Origin of the sequence: Flavisphingopyxis soli (assembly GCF_007995095.1) — a bacterium.
GTDB lineage: Bacteria > Pseudomonadota > Alphaproteobacteria > Sphingomonadales > Sphingomonadaceae > Flavisphingopyxis > Flavisphingopyxis soli.
In genome coordinates, this window is the sequence record NZ_VOPY01000001.1 from 494,685 (window position 1) to 519,610 (window position 24,926).

Below are 24,926 nucleotides of genomic sequence, written 5' to 3' on the forward strand. Positions count from 1 at the left end.
GGGACCGACACATGAATTTTCGCAATATCTCGGCCTGGTCGATCCGCAATCCGGTGGTGCCTTTGGTGTTGTTCGCCGGGCTATTGCTCGCGGGTCTCGTCAGCTTTGCCCGGCTCGACGTCAACAACAACCCCGACATCGATTTTCCCGCGGTGCAGGTGACGATCGTCCAGCCGGGCGCCGCCCCGACCGAAATCGAGACGCAGATCACCCAGCGGGTCGAGGCCGCGATCCGATCGATCAACGGTGTCGATTCGATCAATTCGACCTCGTCCGAGGGCCGCGCGAGTGTCTTCGTCCAGTTCCAGATCGGGACCGGCATCGACGTCAACGACGCGGTCAGCGAGGTCAAGAACGCGGTCGACCAGACGCGCAGCGAACTGCCCGACGGCATTCTCGAACCGCAGGTATCGAAGGTCGATATCGCCGGCCAGCCGATCGGATATTATGCGGTCGAGGCGTCGGACATGACGCTCGAGCAGCTGTCGTGGTTCGTCGACGACACCGTGTCGAAGCGCTTGCTAGGCGTCGAGGGCATGGCCAATGTGGGCCGCAGCGGCGGCGTCGACCGCGAGATTCGCGTTATCCTGAACCCCGCGCGGATGCAGGCGCTCGGCGTGACCGCATCGCAGATCAATAACGCGCTGCGATCGGTCAATTTCAACGCCGCCGGCGGCCAGGCCGAAATCGCCGGCTCGCGTCAGTCGGTCCGCGTGCTCGGCAATGCCGGCACCGCGCTGGCCCTGGCACAGACGCGCATCGGCATTGGTGGCAACCGGACGATCGCGCTGCAGGACGTCGCCGATGTTACCGACAGCTATGGCGAGCAACGTTCGATCGCCAAGGTCGACGGCAAGCAGGTCGTCATCTTCAGCATGGAGCGCGCCAAGGGATCGTCCGACGTCACGGTTTACGACGCCGCGGTCGAAACGCTCAAGAAGATCGAGACGGAGAATCCGGGCGTCACCTTCCGCTCGCTCGGGACCAGCGTCGATTACACGCGCTCGCAATATCACAGTTCGATCGAGGCGATGATCGAAGGCGCCGTCCTTGCCGTCATCGTCGTCTTCCTGTTCCTGCGCGACTGGCGTTCGACGATCATTTCGGCGATCGCGATTCCGCTGTCGGCCATCCCGACCTTCTGGTTCATGGACCTGATGGGCTTTTCGCTGAACGGGCTCAGCCTGCTCGCGCTCGGCCTCGTTGCGGGCGTGCTGGTCGATGACGCGATCGTCGAGATCGAGAATATCGTGCGCCACATGCGGATGGGCAAATCCGCCTATCAGGCATCGATCGACGCCGCCGACGAGATCGGCCTTGCAGTTGTTGCGACGACGATGTCGATCGTCGCGGTGTTCCTGCCGGTCGCGCTGATGCCCGGCATATCGGGCCAGTTCTTCAAGAGCTTCGGCTTTACCGTTGTTGCTGCGGTGCTGATGAGTCTCGCCGTCGCGCGGATGATCACGCCGATGATCGCGGCCTATTTCCTTAAAGCCAAGGGCCAGCAGTCGCATGGCGAAGGCTGGCTGATGGACCGCTATATGGGCATCCTCAAATGGACGCTGAAGCATCGCTGGTCATCGGTGGTCGCGGGAACGACCGCCTTGCTGCTGACGGTCGCGATGTTCGCGATCATCCCGCAGCAGTTCCAGCCGACGGTCAACAGCAACGACAGCCAGGTCAAGATCGAGATGGTCCCCGGCACGACGATCCAGCAGACCGAGGCGCTGGCCGACCGCGTCGGCGCGATCCTGTCGGCGCAGCCCGAGGTCGAAATCGCGCTCGAATCGATCCGCGAGGGCAGCGCCAATATCTACATCACGCTCAAGAAGGATCGCGCGATGACGAGCGTCGAGTGGGAGCGTTCGCTCGCCCCGCGTCTCGCCCAGATCGCCGATGCACGCGTCAGCTTCGCCTCGCAGAACAATGGCGGCGGCGGCGGCGGGTCGGGCCGCGACATATCGATCATGCTGACCGGGTCGAACCCGGCGCTGCTCGAAAAGACCTCGGCGACGCTCGTCGAGCAGATGAAGACACTGAACAACCTCGTCGTTGCGCCGCGCGTCGCGTCGGACATGCGGCGTCCCGAGCTGATCGTGACCCCGCGCCTCGACCTCGCTGCCTCGCTCGGGGTCACGACCGCCTCGCTCAGCCAGGCGATCCGCATCGCCACCTTGGGCGATATCGACCAGAACAGCGCCAAGTTCTCGCTGTCTGACCGGCAGATCCCGATCCGCGTGATGCTGCCGCAGGAATCGCGCCGCGATTTCTCGACGATCGAGAACCTGCCCGTGCCGACCGCGAGCGGCGGCACCGTGCCACTGAGCCGCGTCGCCGAAATCTCGTTCGGTTCGGGGCCGACCTCGATCCAGCGGACCGACCAGCAGCGGCGTATCTTCGTCGGCGCCGACCTTGCGCCCGACGTGATCAAGAGCACCGCCGATACCGCGATCAAGGACCTGCCGATCATGCAGAACCTGCCGCAGGGAATCAGCAACGAAGCTGCCGGTTCGGACAAGTGGCAGCAGGAGCTGATCCTCAACTTCATCATCGCCGTGTTCGCTGCGCTGCTGCTCGTGCTTGCGGTGCTGATCCTGCTCTACAAGCGCGTGATGTCGCCGCTGGTGAACATGGGTTCGCTGCTGCTCGCCCCGCTCGGCGGCCTCGTTGCCTTGTGGATCGCCGGCCAGCCGATCTCGCTGCCCGTCTATATCGGCATATTGATGCTGCTCGGCATCGTCGGCAAGAACTCGATCCTGCTGATCGATTTCGCGCTCGAGGAAATGGACAAGGGCGTCGACAAGCTCACCGCGATCCTCGACGCGGGGCACAAGCGCGCGCAGCCGATCGTCATGACGACCGTCGCGATGGCGTCGGGCATGGTGCCGACCGCGCTGTCGCTGTCGGGCGACGGTTCGTGGCGCGCGCCGATGGGTACAGTCGTGATCGGCGGTCTCATCGTCTCGACGGTGCTGACGCTGCTCATCGTCCCCGCCTCGTTCAGCCTCGCCGACGGGTTCGAGAAATGGCTCGGCCCCAAGTTCGGCAAGCTGCTGACCTTCAAGCCGGGCGATGCCGACGGTGTGCGCTATCCCGACCAGCCGGGCTATCGCGGCTCGGGTGATCCCGGCGCGGTCCAGCCGGCGGAGTGACTTGCAACCTCCGCCGACCTCGGACATTCCAATAGGTGTGAGCGCAACCGATCCCGCCCTTGGCCGCAAAGCCGGCCTGACGATCCCCGATCTCGGGGCGCGGATTCCCACCGGCGGGCATGACGTACGGATCGTCGCAACAGGCATGTTGCTCGTCATGGCGGCGACCTATGCCGCCGCGCGCTGGTTCGCCGACGTCCACCCGGTGGTCGGCTTTGTCGGTGCCTTTGCCGAGGCGGCGATGGTCGGTGGCCTCGCCGACTGGTTCGCGGTCACCGCATTGTTCCGCCACCCGATGGGCCTGCCGATCCCGCACACCGCGATCATCCCGCGCAACAAGGACCGGATCGGCGACACGCTGGCCCAGTTCATCCGCGACAATTTCCTCATCCCGCGCGTGATCGCGCACCGCATGCGGCATTTCGACCTTGCCGGGGCGGCCGGCCGCTTCCTTGCCAACCCCTCGGGCGAGGCGGGGCGGATGCGCGGCGGTGCCTCGCGCCTGATCGCCGACGTCCTCGGCGCGCTCGATCCCGAACGCCTCGGCGGCATGGTCCGCGATGCGTTCTACGACAGGATGCGCGCGCTGCAGATTTCGCCGCTGCTCGGCCAGGCGCTCGACGCCGCGATGGCCGAAGGGCGGCACAAGCCGGTGATCGACGCCTTCGTCGCCTGGTCGGCCGAGGCGCTCGACGACAATGCGCACCTGATCCGCGACATGGTCCACGAGCGCGCCAACGCGCTGCTGCGCTTTACCGGGCTCGACGAGACGATCGCCAATTCGATCGTCAACGGCCTCAACAAGATGCTCGCCGAAATGTCGACCAATCCCGAGCATCCCATGCGTGTCCGCGCCGAAGAGGCGCTCGCCAACCTCGCCTGGGACCTGCAATACGACCCCGAGATGCAGGCAAAGGTCGCCGGCGTGCGCGACCAGTTGCTCGACAATCCGGCGATCGTGCGCTGGCTCGACGGCCTGTGGGAACAGACGCGTGCCGGACTGCTGCGCGCTGCGCGCAATCCCGATACCGCGCTTGCCGGCCGGCTCGGCGAAGCGATGCGTGCACTCGGCACGACACTCGGCGAGGATGCCGCGCTCAAGCACACCGTCAACCGCTTTGCCCGGCGCGCGGTCGCGGGGGCGGCGGCGAGCTATGGCGACAGCGCGGTCAAGCTCGTCTCCGAAACGGTCCGCGGCTGGGATGCGCAGACGATTACCGACCGGCTCGAAAGCGCGGTCGGACGCGATCTCCAGTATATCCGCATCAACGGCACGCTGGTCGGCGGGCTCGTCGGCGTCGCGCTGCACACGATCGACGTGCTGCTGCTGTGAAACGTGGAAACTCTCTGCCCGTTCACCCTGAATAGGACTGCAGGTCCGTATCGAAGGGGCTAATCGCGTTCCGTAGCAAGGATCGCCTTCAGTCCGCTGCGATAATCGGGATAGGCCGGCGCCCAGCCCAACACGTCCTTCGCGCGCGTATTCGCGACGCGCTTGCTGTCGGCGAGGAACGAACGCGCCATTGCCGACAGCGACGGATCGTCGATCCCGACCAGTGGCGGCGGCTCGACCCCGATCAGGCGGCAGCCATATTCGACCACCGCACGCTGGCAGGTCGGGTCGTCGTCGGCGAGATTGTAGACGCCCGGCGGAGCGGTGAACGACGCGATGATCGCGGAGACGATGTCGTCGACATGGATGCGGTTGGTGATCTGCCCCGGAACCTCGACGCGCGTTGCGGTCCCGGCGCGAATCCGGTCGAACACGCTGCGCCCCGGACCATAGATGCCCGCAAGGCGAAAGACACGGACATCGCCGCGCAGTGCCTGCCACGCGAGATCGGCGGTCGCGCGCGAAGCGGCGCGCGGCGAGGGGGCTAGCTCGCTGTCCTCGTCGACCCAGCGCCCGTCGCGATTGCCGTAAACGCCAGTCGAGGAAAGATAGCCGACCCATTGCGCGCCCGACAGCGCGATCGCCTCGCCATAGGCATCGAGCACCGGGTCGCGACCGCCCGCACCGCTCGGCGGGACACTCGATACGATGTGCGTCGCTTCGCGCAGCGCGCCGAGCACCGCCGGTTTGTCGTCGAACACGATCGTGTCGCCGCGCCCTTCGCGCGTCGTCGCCGTGATATCCCAGCCGCGCGCTTCGAGCCGCGATGCGAGGCGCGTGGCGGTATAGCCAAGGCCGAAGACCAGCAGGCGCGGCTGCGCGGTCATTCGGTGAGCGGCGGCGGGATGACGATCTGCGGGTTGGGTACGTTTTTCGCCTTCCACTCCATCGCGCCGCGAACGCGTGTCGCGCCCGAGGGGTGATCGAAGAACAGGAACTCCTCGAGCCTGCCGGGTTCGATCTTGCGATATTCGCTCAATCGCATCGCCACGCGCGCAAACGCGTCGGGTTCACGCGCCGCGTTCAGGCCGAAGACGTCGGCCTGTTCCTCGTCGACGCGTATGAGCGTGTTGAGCGCCGGGGTGGCGAGGAAGAAATAGACGCCGAGCATCAGGCTGAGCAGCGGCAGCGAGGCGGGATCGCCGATCGACGATATCCCCCAGCGATCGCCATGGCGCGCAATCACCCGCGGTGCGATGCGGGCGATCAGGAACAGGCCGAGCCCGAAGATCAGCGAGATGAAGAACACCGAAATCCACACATGGTTGAGGACGTAATGGCCCATTTCGTGGCCCATCACCGCGGCAACCTCGGCCGGAGTCGTGCGATTCAACAGGTTGTCGTTGAGACTGATCCGGATCGTCGGCCCGAGGCCCGAGACGTTGGCCGAGATGCGCTTGGTCTGCTTCGACGCGTCGAACACGTAGATATGCTCGCTCGGGATATCGTTGGCTGCGGCCATCGCAACGATCCGGTCGCGCAGCGGTCCGGCCTGCATCTCGCTATAGGTGTTGAACAGCGGCGAGACATAGACCGGCGCGACGACTGCCCCGAAAATCGCGAACAGCGCGACGAGCCCCGTGCCCCACAGCCACCAGCTGCGCGGCGCGCGGCGGATCACCGCATAGATCGCGACGATAATCAGCGGCACGACGACGAGCGAGATGGCGAGGCTGGTCAGCTGTTCGCCGAACCACGCGACGAACCCCTGGTTGAGCAGATCATATTGCCGCTCGCGGAAAAAGCCGGTGTAGATGCTCCACGGCAAGGTCAGGACGAAGCTCGCGATCGTATAGGCGAGCGCGACCGCCCAGGTGACGATCCATAATCGCTGTGTCTTGGCCATGACGACGTCGCGGATCTTCGCGGCGAAGCGGAACCTGAGCAACAGCCCGTCGACGATGACGGCGACCAGCGCGCCCCACAGGATCAACCAGTAGCCGCCCTCGAAATAGGCGTCGGACTGCGCGCGCGCGGGTCCTTGCAGCGTATCGAGATAGGCGCGCGTCGCGGCCTCCACGTCGAACCCGTGCGCGGGTGCGGCGGCGTGCGCGATGGCGGGCAGCAGGGCGAACAGTGCCGCCGCTCCCCCGATCGCCGCCAGTTTCGTCGTTTTGCGTATCATGACATGCTCCCCCCTCGTCGCCTGTGCGCTTAGGAATGCCGATTGCGCGGGGCGAGCACAAGATTTATCGCCTCGGCATGACCGAAACCAACCGCGCCGATGCCGCGCCGCCACCCGAACCGCGCACGATCCGCCGCGAGGACTATCGCCCGCCCGACTGGCTGATCGATACCGTCCATCTCGATTTCGATCTTGGCATCACCGAAACGCGCGTCGTCGCGATGATGGCATTGCAGCGCAACGGCACGCATGATCGCCCGGTGAGGCTCGATGCCGACGGCAGCTGGCCGACCGCGCTGCGCGTCGACGGCATCGCCACGCCGTGGCGCAAGGACGGCGAAGGCGACGAGGCGCTGATCGTCGCGGTGCCCAACGCGAGCGCCGAACTCGTCATCGAAACGCGCCTTACGCCCGACCAGAACAGCCAGCTGATGGGGCTCTATGCCTCGGGCGGCCTGCTGTGCACCCAGTGCGAGGCCGAGGGCTTCCGCCGGATCGTCCCGTTCGTCGATCGGCCCGACAACCTCGCGGTCTATAGCGTCCGCATGACCGGCGACCGCAGCGCGTTTCCCGTGCTGCTCGCCAATGGCGAGTGCGTCGAGACCGGCGATGCCGAAGACGGGCGGCATTTCGCCATCTGGCACGATCCCTGGCCCAAGCCGAGCTATCTGTTCGCGCTCGTCGCGGGCAATCTCGTCGCCAATCGCGACAGCTTCAAAACGATGTCGGGCAAAACGGTCGATCTCGCCATCTATGTCCGCGACGGCGATCTCGATCGGACCGGCCACGCGATGGATTCGCTGAAGCGCGCGATGCGCTGGGACGAGGAGACCTATGGCCGCGAATACGACCTGCCCGTGTTCAACATCGTCGCGGTCGACGATTTCAACATGGGGGCGATGGAGAACAAGGGCCTCAACATCTTCAACACCAAGTACATATTGGCCGACAGCGACACCGCGACCGACCTCGATTACGACGGCGTCGAAGGCGTCGTCGCGCACGAATATTTCCACAACTGGTCGGGCAACCGCGTGACCTGCCGCGACTGGTTCCAGTTGAGCCTCAAGGAAGGCTTTACCGTCTATCGCGACCAGAGCTTTTCGGCCGACATGGGATCGGCAACGGTCAAGCGGATCGAGGATGTCCGCATCCTGCGCGCCGCACAATTCCCCGAGGATTCGGGGCCGCTGGCGCATCCCGTCCGGCCCGATAGCTACCAGGAAATCTCGAACTTCTACACCGCGACCGTGTACAACAAGGGCGCCGAACTCATCCGCATGATGGCAACGCTGACCGGCCCCGAGCGCTTTCGTGCCGCGACCGACCTCTATTTCGACCGCCACGACGGCGAGGCCGCAACCTGCGAGGATTTCGTCCGCGCGATCGAAGACGGCGGCAAGGTCGACCTCGACCATTTCCGCCTGTGGTACAGCCAGGCGGGGACGCCGCGGGTCAAGGCCCGGCTCGCGCACGACGCGACGAGCGGCGAGGCGGTGCTCCACCTCGACCAGAGCGTGCCGCCGACCCCCGGCCAGCCCGACAAAAAGCCGATGGCGATCCCGTTGAGAGTAAAGGCGTTCGATATCGCCGCCAACAGCGCCGAGGGGGCCGCCGAGGAACAGCTCGTCGATCTCGACACCGGGAGCCAGAGCGTCGCGCTCGGCCGCTTTTCCCGCCCGCCCGCTTTGTCGATCAATCGCGGGTTTTCGGCGCCGGTGACGATGGAGATCGAGCGCGCGCCGGGCGAGCTCGCCTGGCTCGCGGCGAACGACGATGATGGCTTTGCCCGCTACGAGGCGCTGCAGCAGCTGATGGTCGAGACTTTGGTCGCGCGGATCGGCGGCGAGGCGGGCGATATCGACGCGCTCGTCGCGGCAATCACCGAGACGCTCAAGGGCGCCGACGCCGATCCCGCATTCGTCGCAGAGGCGGTCATGCTGCCGAGCGAGGCCTATCTCGGCGACCAGATGCTCGTCGTCGATCCACAGGCGATCCGCGACGTCCGCCGCGATGTCCAGCGCCTGGTCGGGCAGAAGCTCGCCCCGCGCTGGCGCGCGATCCAGTCGGGCACCGCGACCGACCATGCCGACGTATCGCCGCTCGCCAAGGGCCAGCGCCGCCTGCGCGGCGCCGCGCTCGCCTATCTGATGGCCAGCGGCGAGGCCGATGCTGCCGATATCGCCTTTGCCCAGTTCGAGGCGGCAGGCGGGATGACCGACCGCCAGTCGGCGCTGCTCGCGCTCGCGCACGGCGATTCGCCGCTGCGCCAGCGCGCACTCGACGCGTTCTACGACCGCTTCCACGGCAATCCGCTGGTGCTCGACAAATGGTTCCAGATCCAGGCCTGGGCGATGCGCGACGATACCCCCGAACGCGTCGCCGAGCTCGCCGGGCATCGCGACTTCACGCTCGCCAATCCCAACCGCGTGCGCGCGCTCTACGGCGCCTTTGCCGGCAACCAGGCGAGCTTCCACCGCGCCGACGGGGCGGGCTATCGCCTCATCGCCGACCTTGTCATCGCGCTCGATGCAAAGAACCCGCAGACCGCCGCGCGGCTCGTCCCGCCGCTCGGTCGCTGGCGCCGCTTCGATGATGCACGCCAGCGCCTGATGCAGGCCGAACTGCGCCGCATCCTGGAAACGCCGGGGCTATCGAAGGATGTCGCCGAACAGGCAGGCAAGAGCCTGTCGGGCTAAGGGGCTCAGCGCCCGCCGATCCATGCGGCGACTTCGCCCGCAACCGCGTTGGCGGCGGTGTTCAACGCGATGCCGACGCCTTGCGGCTCGACCGCGGCGATCGGCACGCGCGACTGGAAGCGGCGCTTGCTGACATTGTCGCCGATGACGAGCGTGGCGTCATAGGTGACGACCGCCTGCATCGCGGTCGCGTCGACGTCGAAATCAACGAGGTCACCCGCGAGCCGCGTGCCCGGATCGGCCACGCCCTGGCCTTCGTCGAGGACCAGCCGCCCAGTCTTTGCCGCGATCGTCTCGCTGAGCAGGCGGCGGAACAGGCGGTGCGGCGTATCGACCCACTGCGCGCCCTCGACATAGGCGATCTCGGTCGCGTTGGCGCGAACGGGAACGCGCGGCGTCGACAGCTTTTGCGGGATTTCAGGCGTCAGCACGGTGATCGCGCCCACCGCCGGGCCGCTCGCGGTGGCGCCCGCGTCGAGCTGCGCATCGGGCGTCAGGCTGAGCAGATAGGGCGGCGGCTTGGCACCGAAGCTGATGCACCCGGCAAGCGCCAGCGGCAGTGCGGCCACGAGCAGCGGGCGAAGGGTCGATCGGAACATCATGCGCGTCATGTCTGTGGGCCTCATTTCTTGGGCTTGTAGTCGGGCAGCTTGGGCGCCCCGAGGATTGAGGTCGCGCCGCCGTTGTTGAGCCGTTCGGACACGTCGGCGAGCGATTGCGAGGTTTTCCTCAAGTCGCGGATCAGTGCGTTGGCCTGCGGGATCGTCGTCTTGGAGAACGCCTGAACGCCCGGCTGGGCATCCTCGATCGTCGCCTGCAGCGCGTCCATGCTCGTCTTGGCCGACTGGACCGTCGCGCGCAGGTCGGCGATCAGCGGCTTGGCGTCCTCGCTCAGCACGCCGTTGGTCGTGTCGGCAAGGTTGCCGATCTGCTCGGCGGCATTGCCCGCCTGCGCGATCGCGACGCGCGTCTGTTGCAGCGTAGCCGAAATCTCGGGACCCTGTTTCGACAGTTCGCCGCTCAATTGCTCCATGTTGGCAAGGATGCCCGCGATCGACGCCTGGTTGCGGTCGCTGAGCAATTCGGTCAGCCGCTCGGTCAGCGTCGAGATGCGCTCGAGCAGCTGCGGCGCCGAATTGAGCAGCTCGCCCAGCGCGCCGGGCTTGGTCGGGATGATGGGCTTGCCCGCCGGTCCTTTTTCGGTGATCGGCGGGGCGCCCTTCATCGCGCCGTCGAGCTGGATTTCGCTGACGCCGGTAAAGCCGACGCCGTTGATCTGCGCGGTCGTGCCTTGCAGGATGGGCACTTCGGAATTGACCTCGATGCGGACGCGGACGAACTCGGGATCGGGCTTCCACAGCGCGATTTCCTTGACCTGGCCCGAGGGGACACCGGCGAACGATACGCCCGACCCCTTGTTGAGCCCCGCGACCGACTGCTTGAAGAAAATGTCGTATTCGTTGCGGTCGCCCTGGCCCGCCTGGGCAAGCCACAGGATGAAGAACGCGACGAGCGCGATCATTGCCAGCGTCACCGCGCCGACCAATACGTTGTTTGACCGTGTTTCCATGTCGTTGCGCCTAGTCTTGCCCGCTGCGGGCGGCTGAGTCGATAGCCGCGCGCCCGCGCGGCCCGTTGAAATATTCCTGGATCCAGGGCTGGTCGAGATGGGTCAGTTCGTCGATCGTGCCGACCGCGACGATCTTCTTGTCGGCAAGCACCGCGATCCGGTCGCAGATCGCGTGCAGTGTATCGAGATCGTGGGTGATCAGGAACACCGTCAGGCCGAGCGTGTCGCGCAGGTCGAGGATCAGCTCGTCGAACGCAGCGGCACCGATCGGGTCGAGCCCGGCGGTCGGTTCGTCGAGGAACAGCAATGCAGGATCGAGCGACAGCGCGCGGGCGAGGCCGGCGCGCTTGCGCATGCCGCCCGACAGTTCGGCGGGATATTTGGGCCCTGCCTCGGCGGGCAGGCCGACCAGTGTCACCTTGTACGAAGCGATCTCGTCGCGCAGCGCGGGGTCGAGCCCGGGATAGAATTCGCGCAGCGGCACCTGGATATTCTCGGCCACGGTCAATGTCGAAAACAGCGCCCCGGCCTGGAACAGCACGCCCCAGCGGCGACGAATGTCGAGCGCTTCGGCGTCGTTTTCCGACCCCCCGGTCATGTCCTGGCCGAACACCTCGATATCGCCCGAAACGGGTTTCTGCAGCCCGATGATCGATCGCATCAGGACCGACTTGCCGGTGCCCGATCCGCCGACGACGCCGAGGATCTCGCCGCGCTTGACGTCGAGATCGATGCCGTCGTGGACCACCTGGTCGCCGAATGCGTTGACCAGCCCGCGAATCCTGATCGCGATGTCGTGTTCCTCGGGAATGATCATTTCCAGCCCAGCCCGGTGAAGAACACCGCGAAGATGGCGTCGAGGACGATCACCATGAAAATGCCCTGGACGACCGCCGATGTCGTCCGAAGGCCGACCTCCTCGGCGTTCGCTTCGACCTGCATGCCCTGGTAGCAGCCGGTCAGGCCGATGATGAAGCCGAACACCGGGGCCTTGATCAGGCCGATCATGACGTCGGTCATCGGCACCACTTCGCGGATCCGCTGGAGATAGGTGATCGGCGGGATGTCGAGACCGGCCCAGACGAAGATCATGCCGCCGATCACTGCCATGACGCCCGCGTAAAAGCCGAGCAGCGGCATCATGATCGTCGTGGCGAGGACGCGCGGCAGGACGAGCGCCTCGATCGGGGATACGCCGATCGTGCGCATCGCGTCGATTTCCTCGGTCAGCTTCATCGTGCCGAGCTGCGCGGCAAAGGCACTGCCCGAACGGCCGGCGACCATGATCGCGGTCATCAGCACGCCGAGTTCGCGCATCGACGATCGCCCGACAAGGTTGATCGTGAAGACCTCCATGCCGAACTGTTCGAGCTGGGTCGCGCCCTGTTGGGCGATGACGATGCCGATCAGGAAGCTCATCAACCCGATGATCGCCAGCGCATTGATGCCGACGACTTCGAAGCGCTGGACAACGGCGTTGAGGCGAAAGCGGCGCGGATTGCGAATGATGCCGCCAATGCCGACCATCATCGCGCCGAAAAAGCCGACCATGCCGATCACCGACGCGCCCGCGGCGCGCGTCGCGTGGCCTGCGGTTGCCAGCATTTCGGTGAAGGTGTTGTTCGTGTCGGGGTGGATCTGGACCTTCTGGTCGGCCTTCTCGATCTCGTTGAGCAGCTTGACGACGTCGGGCTTGCCGCCCTCGATCCGCGCGCCGTAATCGCGCTTGATCCGGTGGATGATCCACGCCCCGACGGTATCGACGCGCTCGACCTCGTTGAGGTCGATGACGCTGACGCTGGCGATCTTTTCGTCGTCGTGCGCGTCGCCTTCGTGGTCGTATCCGCCGAGCGAGGCGAGACGTTGCGGCAGGTCGCCCATCCGGGCCAGGGTCAGGCGACCGGAAAAGCGAATGATCGCCTTTCCGTCGCCTGGTTCGTAAGTGAAGTCGGCCCCGCGGTTCATTGCCGCGACAGTGCGTCAATTCCCGCCTTGCGACAAGCCGTTATCGATCGTCAGCCGCTAATAGGCTGGCGTTGGCGCACGATCAGATCGCGTCGAGCGCCTGGGTGAAATCGGCGATCAGGTCGTCGGCGTCCTCGACGCCGATCGAAATCCGCACCAGGTTGTCGGTGATGCCGAGTGCCTGCTTGCGATCGTCGGGCACCGACAGATGCGTCATTGCCGCCGGCGCGCTGGCGAGCGTCTCGGTCCCGCCGAGCGACACCGCCAGCTTGGCGATCTTGAGCGCGTCGAGGAAGGCGAACGCCTCTTTCTCGCCGCCCTTGAGGTAGAGCGAGAAGGTCGAACCCGCGCCGGTGCAGTGGCGGTCATAGATGTCGCGCTGGCGCGAACCGGGCTCGAGAAAGCCGAGATAGCCGACCGTCTCGACCTTGGGGTGGCCGTTGAGATAGGCGCAGACCTTTTCCGCATTCTCGCCCGCGCGGCTCATGCGCAATTCGAGCGTCTCGAGGCTGCGCAGCAGCATCCACGCGGTGTTGGGGTCGGTGATCGTGCCGATCGTGTTGCGCATCATGCGGACCTGATCGAGCAGCGCCTTCTTGCCGACGATGCCGCCGGCGACGAGATCGCTGTGCCCGCCGGCATATTTGGTCAGGCTATAGACGCTGAGATCGGCGCCATGCTCGCACGGTTTCGACCACAAGGGGCCGAGGAAGGTGTTGTCGATCGCGATCGGCGGGACATCGTCGCCCGAGAAAGCGGCGTCGCGCGCGTCGCGCACCGCCTCGACATCGACCAGCGCGTTGGTCGGGTTGGCCGGGCTTTCGAGGTAGATCAGCGAGACGTTGCCCTGCGCCTTGGCCTTGACCAGCACCGCGTCGATCTCTTCACGCGTCGCGCCGGCGGGAAAGTCGATATAGGTCACGCCGAACTTGCCGAGGATGCGCGCGATCAGCGATTCGGTCGCGGCATAAAGCGGCCCCGAATGGACGATGACGTCGCCGGGTTTGACCATCGCGAGGAACAATGTCGCGATCGCCGACATGCCGCTCGAAAAGGTCAGCGCTTCTTCGGCGTCTTCCCAAACCGCAAGGCGGTCTTCGAGGATTTCCTGGTTGGGTCCGTTGAAGCGCGAATAGACGAGGCCGTCGGCACCGCCCGGACGCTTGCCGGTGACGCCTTCGAAGTGGCGCTTGCCCGCCGCGGCGTTCTCGAACACGAAGGTCGAGGTCAGGAAGATCGGCGCCTTCAAGGAGTTTTCGCTCAGCGCGGGATCGAAGCCGTGGCCCATCATCAGCGTCGACGGCTTGAGCTTGCGCCCGCCGATTTCGAGGACGTGCGGCTTGGGACGGCGGCGCGGCGTGGTTCCGGTGATGTCGGCTTCGTTTTCCATGATCAGATTCCTTGGCTGGCGGGCCGCGCGAGGCAGCGCTCGATTGTGCGGCTGCCTAGCTCCACGCGGCGCTTTGGGCAAGCTCAGGCGAAGAGCAATGCGACCGCGAAGGCCGAGGCGATCATCAGCGGCACGCCGGCCAGATCGAGCAGCAATCCGGCGAGCAGCTGGCGAGGCAGTGCAATATGCCCGCTCGCCCAGGCGATCGCATTCGGCCCGGTGCCCGACGGCAGCATGAAGCCCCAGCTGGCGGCCATCGCGGCGGGCATTGCGAGCAGCATCGGGTCGGCGCCGGTCGCCGCGATCAGCGCGGCGACGACGGGGATGATCGCGCTCGCGGTCGCGACGTTCGAGGCGAATTCGGTGATGATAACGACCATCGCGGTCACCGTCAGCGCGATCAGCAGCACGGGCACGACGCGCAAGGGAACGAGCGCCTCGCCGAGCCATGCGGCCAGGCCCGACGCGCCGATCGCCCCGGCGAGCGCCAGGCCGCCGCCGAACATCAGGATCACGCCCCAGGGCGCGCGATTGGCCTCGCGCCATTCGAGCAGCCGGGCGCCCTTGCCGTCGGGGATGACGAATAGCAGCATCGCGCCGGCGATCGCGATACTGCCGTCCTTCAATGCGCCCTCGGGAACATAAGGCTGGAGCAGCGGCAGCAGCATCCAGCCCGCAACGACGAGAGCGAGCAGCGGGACGAGGCGTTTCTCGGCAACGCTCCACGGGCCGGGATCGCCGATCGCGCGGCGCGCGGCGCCGCTGTCGAAGCCGTCGGCGCCGATCTTCTGGACGCGCATCAGGATCGCCATGGCGAGCGGGATGCCGATGATGACGACGGGCAGGCCGACCATCGCCCAGCTCAAAAAGGTGATGTTGGTCCCGGCCATTTCGTTGATCAGCCCGGCGGCGATCGCGTTGGTCGGCGACCCGACGAGCGTGCCCAATCCGCCGATCGACGCGGCAAAGGCGATGCCCATCATCAGCGCGCCGGAGATCCCGTCGGTTTCGCCTTCCCTGATCCCGCCCGCGCGCAATACGGCAGCTGCAATCGGCACCATGATCAGCGTCGTCGAGGTGTTCGATATGAACATCGACAGCAAAGCGGTCGACACCATGAAGGCAAACAACAGGCCCCGTGCGCCGCTGCTTGCGCGCGCCAGGATCGCGAGCGCGAGGCGTCCGTGCAGCCCGGTCCGCTCGATCGCCAGCGCGAGGAACGCGCCGCCGAGGATGAGCAGGATGATCGAATCGTAATATTCGCCCGCGACCGCATCTGCATCCATCGCCCCGGTCAGCGGGACGACGAGGAAGGGGAGCAGCGCGGTGACGCTCAGCGGCACCGCTTCGGTCATCCACCAGGCGGCCATCCACAATGTCAGCGCGGCGACGATCCACGCCGCCTGCGGCATGCCGCCGAGCGGCGGGATCAGCGCCATGATGGTGAAAATCGCGACCCCGGCAACCAGGCCGATATCGCGTACCGGTGGCCGCGGCGGCGCGGCTGCGGTGGCCGTATCGCTCATAGCCCGATCACCGACAGCTGGCGGCCATAGCCAGGTTCGCCGCGGTGCGTCGCGCGGCGATAGCTGTAATAGGCGCCGTCCATCGCATAGGTATCGTGATCGATGATCTCGATCCGGCCGATGCCCGCGGCGGCGAGGCGGTGCGCGACATAGCCGGGCAGGTCGAACTGGGCATGGCCCGACGCACCTTCGGCAAAGAAGCGATCGTTGGCCGGGTCGGCATCGGCAAAGCGCGCGCGGAATGCCGCATCGACTTCATAGCTGGCGCGCGCGATCGTCGGGCCGATCGCGGCGACGATATTCGCCCGCGCCGCGCCGAGCGTCTCCATCGCGGCGATCGTCGCATCGGTGACGCCTGCCAGCGCGCCGTGCCATCCGGCATGCGCCGCGCCGACGACGCCTGCGTCGCGGTCGGCGAACAGCACCGGCGCGCAATCGGCGGTCAATATGCCGAGCAGCAGCCCCGGCGTCGCGGTCGCCATGGCGTCGGCCTGCGGGCGGTCGTTATGCGGCCAGCCTTGCTCGGCGATGACGCAGTCGCGGCCGTGGACCTGGTAGACGTTGAGCAATTGTGCGCCCGGCGCGACCGCCGCGACGATCCGCGCACGATTCTCGGCCAGCACCGCCTCGTCCTCGCCCGACCCGCTGCCGGTGTTGAGGCTGTCGTATGGCGGCGGCGAAACCCCGCCGCGCCGCCCGAAAAAGCCGTGGCGCACATCCTCGAGCGCGCCTGCGCGGGCAAAGGGCGGGGCGGCATTCATGCAAAGCCTTCGGGCGCGGGCCAGTGCGGCGCGGTCATCGCCATCGCCTTGAACAGCGAGCCCATTTCATAGGCGTCGGTCAGGCGATGATATTGCGAGATGATCTCGGTCTCGCGCTCGGGGTTCTTGCGGCGCAGCGCTTCGGCGCGGTGGCCGAGGCCGAGCGTGTGGAGGAACTTGCCCTGTTCGATCGGCCCGGTGATGCGCAGGCCCCGATCATTCGCGGGCGCCGCGATCGCAGTGAAATCGACATGCGCGCTAAGGTCCTGCTCGCCGGGGTCGTTGAACGGATCGGCGATCTTGTGGCGGCGGACCGATTGCAGCGTGTCGCCGACCTTGGGCCCCTGATAGCCGTAATCGACGATCAGCACCGCACCGCCCTGCGCGGCGATGCGCGCGGAAAGATCGGCGGCGATCGCCACCGCGTCGGGACAGTGTTCGACGATCATGCCGGGCGGCTGGCGGCGCAGCGCCTCGGGCACCGCATCGTCGGCGGGGTCGGCGCCGGGCATCGCAATCAGCCGGTCCTCGTGTCGCCCGACGACGCGTTCGCGCCAGCCCTTGGCGGTCGAGATGAACTGCGCGACGGGCAGCGCATCGAAAAATTCGTTGGCGATGATGATCAGCGGGCGGTCGTCGGGCAGCGTCGCGATCGAATCGTGGAACTGCGCGGCGGGCAGCCGCTCGGCCTGCGCGCGCCTCAGCACGGGACTGGTCTCGACGAGGTGGACGTCGGGGGCGAGGCCGAAGCGTGCCATCGAGCGCAGCGCGTCGGCGGCGAGCGTGCCGCGTCCCGGCCCCAGCTCGACATAGGCGAAATCGCCGCCATCCTCGGCGCGCATCGCCAGGTCGGCGCACCACAGGCCGATCATCTCGCCGAACATCTGGCTGACCTCGGGTGCGGTGACGAAATCGCCGCCACGCGTCCCATTGGGCGCGCCGAGCGGATCGCGCGTCGCGTAATAATGCGTGTTGGCCTGCGCCATGAAGGCGGCGATCGGGATCGGCCCGTCGCGCTCGATCGTCCGGCTCAGCGCCTCGTGCAGCGGAGCCTCGTCAGGCAACGCTCGACGGTCCGGCGACCGGTTCGACGCGCACCCTGCGCTTCTTGGCAGTGATAACGAGATAGAGGCCGATCAGCAGCATCGGGATCGTCAGCGTCTGGCCCATCGTCAGGCCCCAGGAAAGATGCTCGAGCCCCGCATCGGGCTGGCGGACCAGCTCGAGCGAAAAGCGGCTGGCGCCGTAGATCAGCGCGGCGGTGCCGACGAGCAGGCCGGGCTTGTAGCGCGCCTGAGTCTTCCAGAACATGAACCACAGGACCGCGAACAGGACGATGCCCTCGAGTCCCGCTTCGTAGAGCTGGCTGGGATGGCGCGGGTCCATCGTCCCCGACTGCGGAAAGATGATCGCCCACGGGACGTCGGTCGGCCGGCCCCACAGCTCGCCATTGACGAAATTGGCGAGCCGCCCGAGGCCGAGGCCGAACGGGATGGAGCAGGCGATATAATCGCAGAAGCGCAGGAAGCTGAGCTGGTTGCGCCGGGTGATGAAGTAGATCGCGAGCAGCACGCCCAGGACGCCGCCGTGGAGCGACATGCCGCCGTCCCACAGCTTGAAGATCGTCAGCGGATTGTCGAAATAATATTCGGGTCGGTAGAACAGGACATAGCCCAGCCGCCCGCCGAAGATGATGCCGAGCATCGCGTAGAACACGGTATCGTCGGCGTGGCGCCGCGCCATTGGCGCACCCGGCTGGTCGATCAGCTTGAGCAGGTACCAATAGCCGAGCAGGACGCCCGCGATATAGGCAAGCGCGTACCAGCGCAGGTCGAACGGACCGATTGATAGCGCGACCCGGCTGAGCCCGAGATCGTCGAAATTGAGATAGGCTGGCGCGCTGGCGATCGTCTGGAGCAAGGCTTCCCCCTTAGGATTTTTGTCTCCATAAGGGCTGAACAAAACAAGTCAAAGAGGAGATGCCATGCCGTCCGATTTGGACCTTCGCCTGCGTGAGGCCAACGCAGCGCTAACCTCGGACGACGGGCCGTTTCGCGTCGGCAGTTTTGACCGCGATGGCGTCACGCTCCCGATCATCGCGACCGCCCCGGCGACATTGCCCGATTATTACGCGCATTTCTGTGCCGCGCACGGCGATGCGACCTTCCTCGTCGATGGCGATCACCGGCTGAGCTTCATCGAAACGCACCGCCTTGCAACGATGCTGGCGCGCGCGCTCGTCGCGCGTCACGGCGTCGAGCGCGGCGACCGCGTCGGCCTCGCGATGCGCAACGCGGCGTCGTGGATCGTTGCCTATATGGCGATCCACATGGCGGGCGGTGTCGCCACCTTGCTCAACGGCTGGTGGCAGGCGGGCGAGCTGACCGACGGCGTTGTCGATACCGGAACACGCCTCGTCCTGGCCGATATCCCGCGCGCCGAGCGGCTCGCGGGCGGACTGCACGCCGCGACGGTGCTGACGATCGACGTCGACGCGCCGATCGAACAGGCGCTGGCGGATATCGTCGGCGACGACGATGGATCTGCCGAGCTACCAGTGCTGACCGGCGACGACGGTGCGACGATCCTGTTCACCTCGGGCTCGACGGGCAAGTCGAAAGGCGCCTGGTCGCGCCATCGCTCGGTCGTCCAGGCGACCTTCAACTATCTCGTCCAGACGAGCTCGATCCTGCGTATCCTGAGCGAGGACGGGACCCCGCCATCGGGCCAGCCGGCGACGATCGTCAACACGCCGCTGTTCCACGTCACCGCCGAGGTGCCGGTGTTCCTCCAGAGCTTCGGCATGGGGCGCAAGCTCGTCATGATGCGCAAATGGGACGCCGAAGAGGCGATGCGGCTGATCGAGGCCGAGCGCGTTACCTATTTCGTCGGCGTGCCGCTGATGAGCTACGAGATGCTCGTCCACCCGCGCCGCGCCCAGTACGACATGTCGAGCTGTTCGCTGTTCGCCGCGGGCGGCGCGCCGCGTCCGCCCGAACACGTCAAGCGCCTGTCCGAAGGCATGGGCGGCGGCCAGCCGGTGCTCGGCTATGGCCTCACCGAAACCAACGCGGTCGGCTGCGGCAACCTGTCGACCAACTATCTCGCCAAGCCCGACAGCACCGGCGCGCCGTCGAAACCGCTCGTCGACATGGCGATCCTCGACGATGCCGGAACGCATCTCGCGCAGGGCAAGGTCGGCGAAGTGTGCATCCGCTCGATCGCCAATTTCGAAGGCTATTGGGACAATCCCGATGCGACCGACGCGGCGTTCACCGCCGATGGCTATTTCCGCACCGGCGACCTCGGCTATCTCGACGAGGACGACTATCTCTTCATCGTCGACCGCAAGAAGGACATCATCATCCGCGGCGGCGAGAATATCAGCGGGATCGAGGTCGAATCGGCGATCTACGAACATCCCGCGGTCGCCGAATGCTCGGTCTTCGCGCTGCCGCACGATCGCTTCGGCGAAGTCCCCGGCGCGGTCGTCCACTGCCATGACGGCAAGGCGATCGACGACGAGGAACTCAAGGCGTTTCTCGGCGAGCGGCTGGCCGCGTTCAAGGTGCCCGACCGGATCTGGCTGTGGGACGAACCGCTGCCGCGCGGCGGGACCGAGAAGATCGACAAGAAGGCGCTGCGCGACCGCTATGCGCAGGAGGCCTAGCATCGCCGCTGCGTCCGTTCGCAAGGGCCGGGCGTAAATCCGTCCTATTCGAAAGGCGGCAGATGAGCGAAGGCGAAGAGCAGGCAATCGACGGCGGTAACCGCGCCGCGCCGCGTGTCGTCGCGCGCCACCGTCTCTCGACGCGAATCTGGCATTGGGTCAACGCGCTGACCCTGCTCGTCATGGTGATGAGCGGGATGATGATCTTCAACGCGCACCCGCGCCTCTATTGGGGCCAGTACGGTGCCAATGCCGATCCCGCCTGGCTCGAAATCGGCGCGCGCGGCGAATCGGGTTATCTGCGCGTCGGCAGTGTCGCGGTTACGACGACCGGCGTGCTCGGTCGCTGGCGCGATGGCGACGGCATCGTGCGCAAACGCGCCTTTCCCGGCTGGGCGACGATCCCGTCGCACTACAGCCTCGCCGACGGGCGGTTGTGGCACCTGTTCTTCGCCTGGATCCTCGCGCTGTCGCTGCTGGCGTACATGATCCGCAGCCTGTTCAACGGTCATGTCCACCGCGACCTCGCCACCGACCGGCGCGACTGGTCGCCGCGCCATCTGTGGCATGAGATCAGGGACCATGCGCGGCTCCGCTTTGCCACCGGTGCGGCCGCGACGCGCTACAACAGCCTGCAGAAATTCAGCTATATCGGCGTGATCTTCGTCCTGTTGCCGCTGATGATCTTCACCGGCCTCGCGCTGTCGCCGGGCTTCGACGCGGTGCTGTCGCCCTATGTCGACCTGTTCGGCGGGCGCCAGTCGGCGCGCTCGATCCATTTCATCGGCATGGGGCTGCTGATCGGCTTCTTTATCGTCCATATTGCCATGGTCATCGCCGCGGGACCGATCAACGAGGTCCGGTCGATGATCACCGGCCGCTATCGGCTGCCGCGCGACCGCGAGGACGCCGCACGATCACGCCCGCCCCCATGACGCGTCGTCAGGCCAGCCGCTTCGTCGACTGGCGGATTGGCGTCACCGGGCTCGGCGGATATTGGGAAGACGTGTCGAATTACGAATGGTATGCGGGTATCTGACTGTCCCGCTACGAAGAGATTCCGACATGATGTGGTTGCTCGACAAGGCGCTTTCGCGCCTCATCAAACAGGGAACGCTGACCCTCGTAACCGCCAAGGGCGAGCGCACCGTCTACGGCCGCGCCGAACCCGGCTGGCCCGATCTCGTCATGCGGCTGACTGACGACAAGGTGGCGGGATATATCGCGCGCCACCCGCGGCTCGGCATGGCCGAAGCCTATATCGACGGCCGCGTCGTCGTCGAGGGCGGCGATATCATGGACTTCATCGCCTTCGTCCGGCGCAACAATCCATGGGAACAGGGCCGCGATCTCGACCGGCCGTCGCGCACCGGGCGCCTCGTCAAGCGGGCGTCGAACCGGCTGCAGCAGCTCAACCAGCGCGCCGCGTCGAAACGCAACGTCGCGCACCATTACGACCTCGGCAACGATTTCTACCGCCTGTTCCTCGACGAGCACTGGCAGTACAGCTGCGCCTATTGGGACGATGGCGTGACCGACCTGGCCGAGGCGCAGGAGGCCAAGCTTGCCCACATCGCCGCCAAGCTGAAGCTCGAACCGGGCATGCGCGTGCTCGACATCGGCTGCGGCTGGGGCGGCATGGCGCGTTACCTCCACGACAAGGCGGGTGTCGAAGTGCTCGGCGTGACGCTGAGCGAGGAACAGATCGCCTATGCCAAGGCGCGCGCAGAGGCCGACGGCGTCGCCGACAGGGTGCGCTTCGAACTGCGCGATTACCGCGATGTCGAAGGCAGCTTCGACCGGATCGTCTCGGTCGGCATGTTCGAACATGTCGGCGCCCCCAATTTCGGCGAATTCTTTCGCACCTGCCACAATCTGCTCGCGCCCGACGGGGTCATGCTGCTACACACGATCGGGCGGACCGGCGGACCCGGCGCGACCGATACCTTTACTCAGAAATACATCTTCCCGGGCGGCTATATCCCCGCCCTGAGCGAGACCGTCGCGGCGAGCGAACCGGCGCGGCTGATGCTGTCCGACGTCGAGATACTGCGCGTTCATTATGCCAGGACGCTGCGCGCATGGTACGCCAATTGCGTCGCCAACAAGGACGCGATCGTCGCGATGTACGACGAGAAATTCTACCGCCTGTGGACCTTCTATTTGTCGGGCGCGACCGCCGCGTTCGAATATGGCGGCATGGTCAATTTCCAGCTGCAGTACGTCCGCGATCGCCACACGCTGCCGCTGACGCGCGACTATATGGCCGAGGGCGAGACCAGCCTGCGCGGCTAGCGCCGCCCCGATCCGTCACGCCGCGATTGAAAGCGGCGGCATGACGGGTCGCGGACGCGCTTATTTGGCGGCGGGCTCCTTGACCAGCGCGGGCGCCGGATAGATCGTCTCGAGCGCTTCCTGGACCGCCGCGGTCGACACGACGACGGTGCGGTTGAGGCTGCCGTCATAACCGTAATTGCCGCCGAGCGCGTGGATGTTGCCGTCGAGCTTGGTCGAGACTGCCGGATCGCCGAGTGCCTCTGCGCGACCGATTTAGACCTTGGCTCGTCGAATCGCCGGATTTGCCGGACAAGTTATTGGTTTGCGCCCACCTGTCCAGCTTGATACGCGCACGATCGTCAATTTCAGCAGGATTCGCCCCGATGAAAACGCCTCTCAAACATGCCGGAATCAAGAAGGTCGTCCTCGCCTATTCGGGCGGACTCGACACCAGCGTCATCCTGAAATGGCTGCAGGAAGAATATGGCTGCGAGGTCGTCACCTTCACCGCCGACCTTGGCCAGGGCGAAGAGCTTGAGCCTGTCCGCGGCAAGGCGCGCGCCGCCGGCGTCGCCGAAGAGCATATCTTCATCGAGGACCTGCGCGAGGAGTTCGTCCGCGATTACGTCTTCCCGATGTTCCGCGCCAACACCGTTTACGAGGGCCAGTATCTGCTCGGCACCGCGATCGCGCGGCCGCTGATCTCGAAGCGCCAGATCGAGATCGCGCGCGAAGTCGGTGCCGATGCGGTCGCCCACGGCGCCACTGGCAAGGGCAATGACCAGGTCCGCTTCGAACTGGGTTATTATGCGCTCGATCCCGACATCGCGGTGATCGCGCCGTGGCGCGAATGGGACCTCACCAGCCGCACCCGGCTGATCGAGTTCGCCGAAGCGCACGATATCCCCGTCGCCAGGGACAAGCGCGGCGAAGCGCCGTTCTCGACCGATGCGAACCTGCTCCACACCTCGTCGGAGGGCAAGGTGCTCGAGGATCCGTGGGACGAGGTCCCCGATCACGTCTATTCGCGCACCGACAATCCCGAGGACGCGCCCGACACGCCCGAATATATCGTCGTCGGGTTCGAGCGCGGCGATCCGGTTTCGATCGACGGCGAGGCGATGAGCCCGGCGACCCTGCTCACCGCGCTCAACGCGCATGGCAAGCGCCACGGCATCGGCCGGCTCGACCTCGTCGAAAACCGCTTCGTCGGGATGAAATCGCGCGGCATGTACGAAACGCCCGGCGGCACGATCATGCTCGCCGCGCATCGCGGAATCGAGCAGCTGACGCTCGATCGCGGCGCAATGCATCTCAAGGACGAGCTGATGCCGCGCTATGCCGAGCTCATCTACAACGGCCTGTGGTTCAGCCCCGAGCGCGAGATGCTCCAGGCGCTGATCGACCGGAGCCAGGCCGATGTCACCGGCGACGTGCGCCTGAAGCTCTACAAGGGCAGCGTCCAGGTCGTCGGCCGCCGCGCCGATGTCGATTTCAACCTCTATTCGAAGGACGTCGTCACCTTCGAGGACGACGCCGGCAGCTACGACCAGAAGGACGCGCACGGCTTCATCAAGCTCAATGCGCTGCGCCTCCAGCTGCTCGGTCGCCGCAACCGCGAGAAGATCCGCAAGGGCACGCCGCAGGGCCGGACCTGATGGTCGCCGGCAAGGCGCCGCGCAAGACTGCGGCCAAGGCCGGTAGCGCCGCCAAGGCCGCCAAGGACGAAGCGCCCGTCAAATCGTCGTTCCTCCCGTGGCGCTTCGGCCTGTTCCTGGTGCTGCTGGCGAGCATGGCGGGCTTCGCGCTGATCCTGCCGTGGCAGCAGGCGCTGATGGCGGGCTTCGACGTTGCCGCTTTCGGCTTTTTCATCACGCTGCCACCGCTGTTCCGGTCCGACAGCGCGATGATGCGCAAGCACAGCAAGGAGAACGAGGCCAACCGCCTCGTCGCGCTGATCGTCACGACGATCGTGATGCTCGCGGTGCTCGTCTCGGTTGCGACGATCCTCGCGGGCAAGGGCGGCGAATCGCCGATCGACATCGCCTTCATCGTCACCACGCTGGCCGCCGCCTGGCTGTTTTCGAACACCGTCTTCGCATTGCACTATGCGCACCTGTTCTATGTCGCCGACAAGCATGGCAACAAGGCGGGGGCGAAGGAAGCCAGGGATTGCGGCGGGGTCGATTTCCCGCTGACCAGCGAGCCCCAATACTGGGATTTCGTCTATTTCGCCTACACGCTCGGCATGACCTTCCAGACCTCGGACGTAGAGATCACGCTGGTCCACTGGCGCAAGGTGGTGACCTTCCACTGCCTTGCCGCCTTCGTTTTCAACCTCGGCGTGCTGGCGTTTTCGATCAACGTCCTGTCGGGCGGCTAGACAGCGAGCGGACCA

20 protein-coding genes are annotated in these 24,926 nt (G+C 66.1%); 8 read left to right on the forward strand and 12 right to left on the reverse strand.

What is annotated here, in order from left to right:
• Window positions 1-11 precede the first annotated feature (11 nt).
• Both FSZ31_RS02470 and FSZ31_RS02475 read left to right on the forward strand, forming a co-directional pair.
• Window positions 12-3,152 carry an efflux RND transporter permease subunit gene (locus FSZ31_RS02470; RefSeq protein WP_147121462.1) on the forward strand — a complete coding sequence of 1,047 codons (3,141 nt, stop codon included), beginning with the start codon at window positions 12-14 and terminating at the stop codon, window positions 3,150-3,152.
• A 145-nt stretch (window positions 3,153-3,297) separates the two neighbouring features.
• Window positions 3,298-4,485 carry a DUF445 domain-containing protein gene (locus tag FSZ31_RS02475; protein WP_147122508.1) on the forward strand — a complete coding sequence of 396 codons (1,188 nt, stop codon included), beginning with the start codon at window positions 3,298-3,300 and terminating at the stop codon, window positions 4,483-4,485.
• Window positions 4,486-4,544: 59 nt separating this feature from the next.
• Here the strand turns inward: FSZ31_RS02475 and FSZ31_RS02480 are convergent, their stop codons facing one another.
• Both FSZ31_RS02480 and FSZ31_RS02485 read right to left on the reverse strand, forming a co-directional pair.
• Window positions 4,545-5,372: a Rossmann-fold NAD(P)-binding domain-containing protein gene (locus tag FSZ31_RS02480; protein WP_147121463.1), complete on the reverse strand. Its 828-nt coding sequence runs from the start codon at window positions 5,370-5,372 to the stop codon at window positions 4,545-4,547.
• Window positions 5,369-6,670, reverse strand: coding sequence for a M48 family metallopeptidase (locus FSZ31_RS02485; protein WP_147121464.1), 1,302 nt, complete (start codon window positions 6,668-6,670; stop codon window positions 5,369-5,371). Before FSZ31_RS02485 ends, FSZ31_RS02480 begins: the two co-directional genes overlap by 4 nt.
• Before the next feature lie 77 nt (window positions 6,671-6,747).
• Here FSZ31_RS02485 and pepN point away from each other — a divergent pair, with 77 nt between their 5' ends.
• On the forward strand, window positions 6,748-9,369 hold the full coding sequence (gene pepN / locus FSZ31_RS02490; protein ID WP_147121465.1) for an aminopeptidase N: 2,622 nt from the start codon (window positions 6,748-6,750) through the stop codon (window positions 9,367-9,369).
• A 5-nt stretch (window positions 9,370-9,374) separates the two neighbouring features.
• Here the strand turns inward: pepN and FSZ31_RS02495 are convergent, their stop codons facing one another.
• From FSZ31_RS02495 to lgt, 9 genes are all read right to left on the reverse strand, one after another.
• Entirely contained in the window at window positions 9,375-9,980 is a 606-nt protein-coding gene (locus FSZ31_RS02495; RefSeq protein ID WP_147121466.1) for an ABC-type transport auxiliary lipoprotein family protein, read from the reverse strand.
• Window positions 9,981-9,991: 11 nt separating this feature from the next.
• A complete protein-coding gene (locus tag FSZ31_RS02500; RefSeq protein WP_147121467.1) occupies window positions 9,992-10,939 on the reverse strand; it encodes an MlaD family protein in 948 nt (315 codons plus the stop codon).
• A 10-nt stretch (window positions 10,940-10,949) separates the two neighbouring features.
• Complete coding sequence (locus FSZ31_RS02505; protein WP_147121468.1) at window positions 10,950-11,756, reverse strand: ABC transporter ATP-binding protein; 807 nt, start codon at window positions 11,754-11,756, stop codon at window positions 10,950-10,952.
• Window positions 11,753-12,904: an MlaE family ABC transporter permease gene (locus tag FSZ31_RS02510; RefSeq protein WP_147121469.1), complete on the reverse strand. Its 1,152-nt coding sequence runs from the start codon at window positions 12,902-12,904 to the stop codon at window positions 11,753-11,755. The genes FSZ31_RS02505 and FSZ31_RS02510 overlap by 4 nt, the downstream gene beginning before the upstream one ends.
• 82 nt (window positions 12,905-12,986) lie before the next feature.
• Window positions 12,987-14,294, reverse strand: coding sequence for a cystathionine gamma-synthase family protein (locus tag FSZ31_RS02515; RefSeq protein ID WP_147121470.1), 1,308 nt, complete (start codon window positions 14,292-14,294; stop codon window positions 12,987-12,989).
• Between the two features lie 83 nt (window positions 14,295-14,377).
• Entirely contained in the window at window positions 14,378-15,820 is a 1,443-nt protein-coding gene (locus FSZ31_RS02520; RefSeq protein ID WP_147121471.1) for an SLC13 family permease, read from the reverse strand.
• Window positions 15,817-16,581: a peptidoglycan editing factor PgeF gene (pgeF, locus tag FSZ31_RS02525; RefSeq protein ID WP_147121472.1), complete on the reverse strand. Its 765-nt coding sequence runs from the start codon at window positions 16,579-16,581 to the stop codon at window positions 15,817-15,819. The genes FSZ31_RS02520 and pgeF overlap by 4 nt, the downstream gene beginning before the upstream one ends.
• Entirely contained in the window at window positions 16,578-17,645 is a 1,068-nt protein-coding gene (locus FSZ31_RS02530; protein WP_236643626.1) for a class I SAM-dependent methyltransferase, read from the reverse strand. The genes pgeF and FSZ31_RS02530 overlap by 4 nt, the downstream gene beginning before the upstream one ends.
• Window positions 17,638-18,501, reverse strand: coding sequence for a prolipoprotein diacylglyceryl transferase (gene lgt / locus FSZ31_RS02535; protein ID WP_147121473.1), 864 nt, complete (start codon window positions 18,499-18,501; stop codon window positions 17,638-17,640). Before lgt ends, FSZ31_RS02530 begins: the two co-directional genes overlap by 8 nt.
• 64 nt (window positions 18,502-18,565) lie before the next feature.
• Here lgt and FSZ31_RS02540 point away from each other — a divergent pair, with 64 nt between their 5' ends.
• The 3 genes from FSZ31_RS02540 to FSZ31_RS02550 all read left to right on the forward strand — a co-directional run bounded on the left by FSZ31_RS02540 (window position 18,566) and on the right by FSZ31_RS02550 (window position 22,546).
• On the forward strand, window positions 18,566-20,251 hold the full coding sequence (locus FSZ31_RS02540; RefSeq protein ID WP_147121474.1) for a class I adenylate-forming enzyme family protein: 1,686 nt from the start codon (window positions 18,566-18,568) through the stop codon (window positions 20,249-20,251).
• Window positions 20,252-20,313: 62 nt separating this feature from the next.
• Window positions 20,314-21,186, forward strand: a complete 873-nt coding sequence (locus tag FSZ31_RS02545) for a cytochrome b/b6 domain-containing protein (RefSeq protein WP_147121475.1) — start codon at window positions 20,314-20,316, stop codon at window positions 21,184-21,186.
• 133 nt (window positions 21,187-21,319) lie between these two features.
• A complete protein-coding gene (locus FSZ31_RS02550; protein WP_147122510.1) occupies window positions 21,320-22,546 on the forward strand; it encodes an SAM-dependent methyltransferase in 1,227 nt (408 codons plus the stop codon).
• Between the two features lie 60 nt (window positions 22,547-22,606).
• On the opposite strand, the gene FSZ31_RS02555 is transcribed toward FSZ31_RS02550, so the two are convergent.
• On the reverse strand, window positions 22,607-22,801 hold the full coding sequence (locus FSZ31_RS02555) for a S46 family peptidase (RefSeq protein WP_268934261.1): 195 nt from the start codon (window positions 22,799-22,801) through the stop codon (window positions 22,607-22,609).
• Window positions 22,802-22,911: 110 nt separating this feature from the next.
• Here FSZ31_RS02555 and FSZ31_RS02560 point away from each other — a divergent pair, with 110 nt between their 5' ends.
• Window positions 22,912-24,186 carry an argininosuccinate synthase gene (locus FSZ31_RS02560; protein WP_147121476.1) on the forward strand — a complete coding sequence of 425 codons (1,275 nt, stop codon included), beginning with the start codon at window positions 22,912-22,914 and terminating at the stop codon, window positions 24,184-24,186.
• A 134-nt stretch (window positions 24,187-24,320) separates the two neighbouring features.
• Entirely contained in the window at window positions 24,321-24,911 is a 591-nt protein-coding gene (locus tag FSZ31_RS02565) for a DUF1345 domain-containing protein (protein WP_236643697.1), read from the forward strand.
• The last annotated feature ends 15 nt before the right edge of the window (window positions 24,912-24,926 follow it).

Bases quoted from the DNA above. Each gene is read 5' to 3' on its own strand.
- FSZ31_RS02470 (WP_147121462.1), top strand. From the start codon at position 12: ATGAATTTTCGCAATATCTCGGCCTGGTCGATCCGCAATCCGGTGGTG.
- FSZ31_RS02475 (WP_147122508.1), top strand. From the start codon at position 3,298: ATGTTGCTCGTCATGGCGGCGACCTATGCCGCCGCGCGCTGGTTCGCC.
- FSZ31_RS02480 (WP_147121463.1), bottom strand. From the start codon at position 5,372: ATGACCGCGCAGCCGCGCCTGCTGGTCTTCGGCCTTGGCTATACCGCC.
- FSZ31_RS02485 (WP_147121464.1), bottom strand. From the start codon at position 6,670: ATGATACGCAAAACGACGAAACTGGCGGCGATCGGGGGAGCGGCGGCA.
- pepN (WP_147121465.1), top strand. From the start codon at position 6,748: ATGACCGAAACCAACCGCGCCGATGCCGCGCCGCCACCCGAACCGCGC.
- FSZ31_RS02495 (WP_147121466.1), bottom strand. From the start codon at position 9,980: ATGACGCGCATGATGTTCCGATCGACCCTTCGCCCGCTGCTCGTGGCC.
- FSZ31_RS02500 (WP_147121467.1), bottom strand. From the start codon at position 10,939: ATGGAAACACGGTCAAACAACGTATTGGTCGGCGCGGTGACGCTGGCA.
- FSZ31_RS02505 (WP_147121468.1), bottom strand. From the start codon at position 11,756: ATGATCATTCCCGAGGAACACGACATCGCGATCAGGATTCGCGGGCTG.
- FSZ31_RS02510 (WP_147121469.1), bottom strand. From the start codon at position 12,904: ATGAACCGCGGGGCCGACTTCACTTACGAACCAGGCGACGGAAAGGCG.
- FSZ31_RS02515 (WP_147121470.1), bottom strand. From the start codon at position 14,294: ATGGAAAACGAAGCCGACATCACCGGAACCACGCCGCGCCGCCGTCCC.
- FSZ31_RS02520 (WP_147121471.1), bottom strand. From the start codon at position 15,820: ATGAGCGATACGGCCACCGCAGCCGCGCCGCCGCGGCCACCGGTACGC.
- pgeF (WP_147121472.1), bottom strand. From the start codon at position 16,581: ATGAATGCCGCCCCGCCCTTTGCCCGCGCAGGCGCGCTCGAGGATGTG.
- FSZ31_RS02540 (WP_147121474.1), top strand. From the start codon at position 18,566: ATGCCGTCCGATTTGGACCTTCGCCTGCGTGAGGCCAACGCAGCGCTA.
- FSZ31_RS02545 (WP_147121475.1), top strand. From the start codon at position 20,314: ATGAGCGAAGGCGAAGAGCAGGCAATCGACGGCGGTAACCGCGCCGCG.
- FSZ31_RS02550 (WP_147122510.1), top strand. From the start codon at position 21,320: ATGTGGTTGCTCGACAAGGCGCTTTCGCGCCTCATCAAACAGGGAACG.
- FSZ31_RS02560 (WP_147121476.1), top strand. From the start codon at position 22,912: ATGAAAACGCCTCTCAAACATGCCGGAATCAAGAAGGTCGTCCTCGCC.
- FSZ31_RS02565 (WP_236643697.1), top strand. From the start codon at position 24,321: ATGGCGGGCTTCGCGCTGATCCTGCCGTGGCAGCAGGCGCTGATGGCG.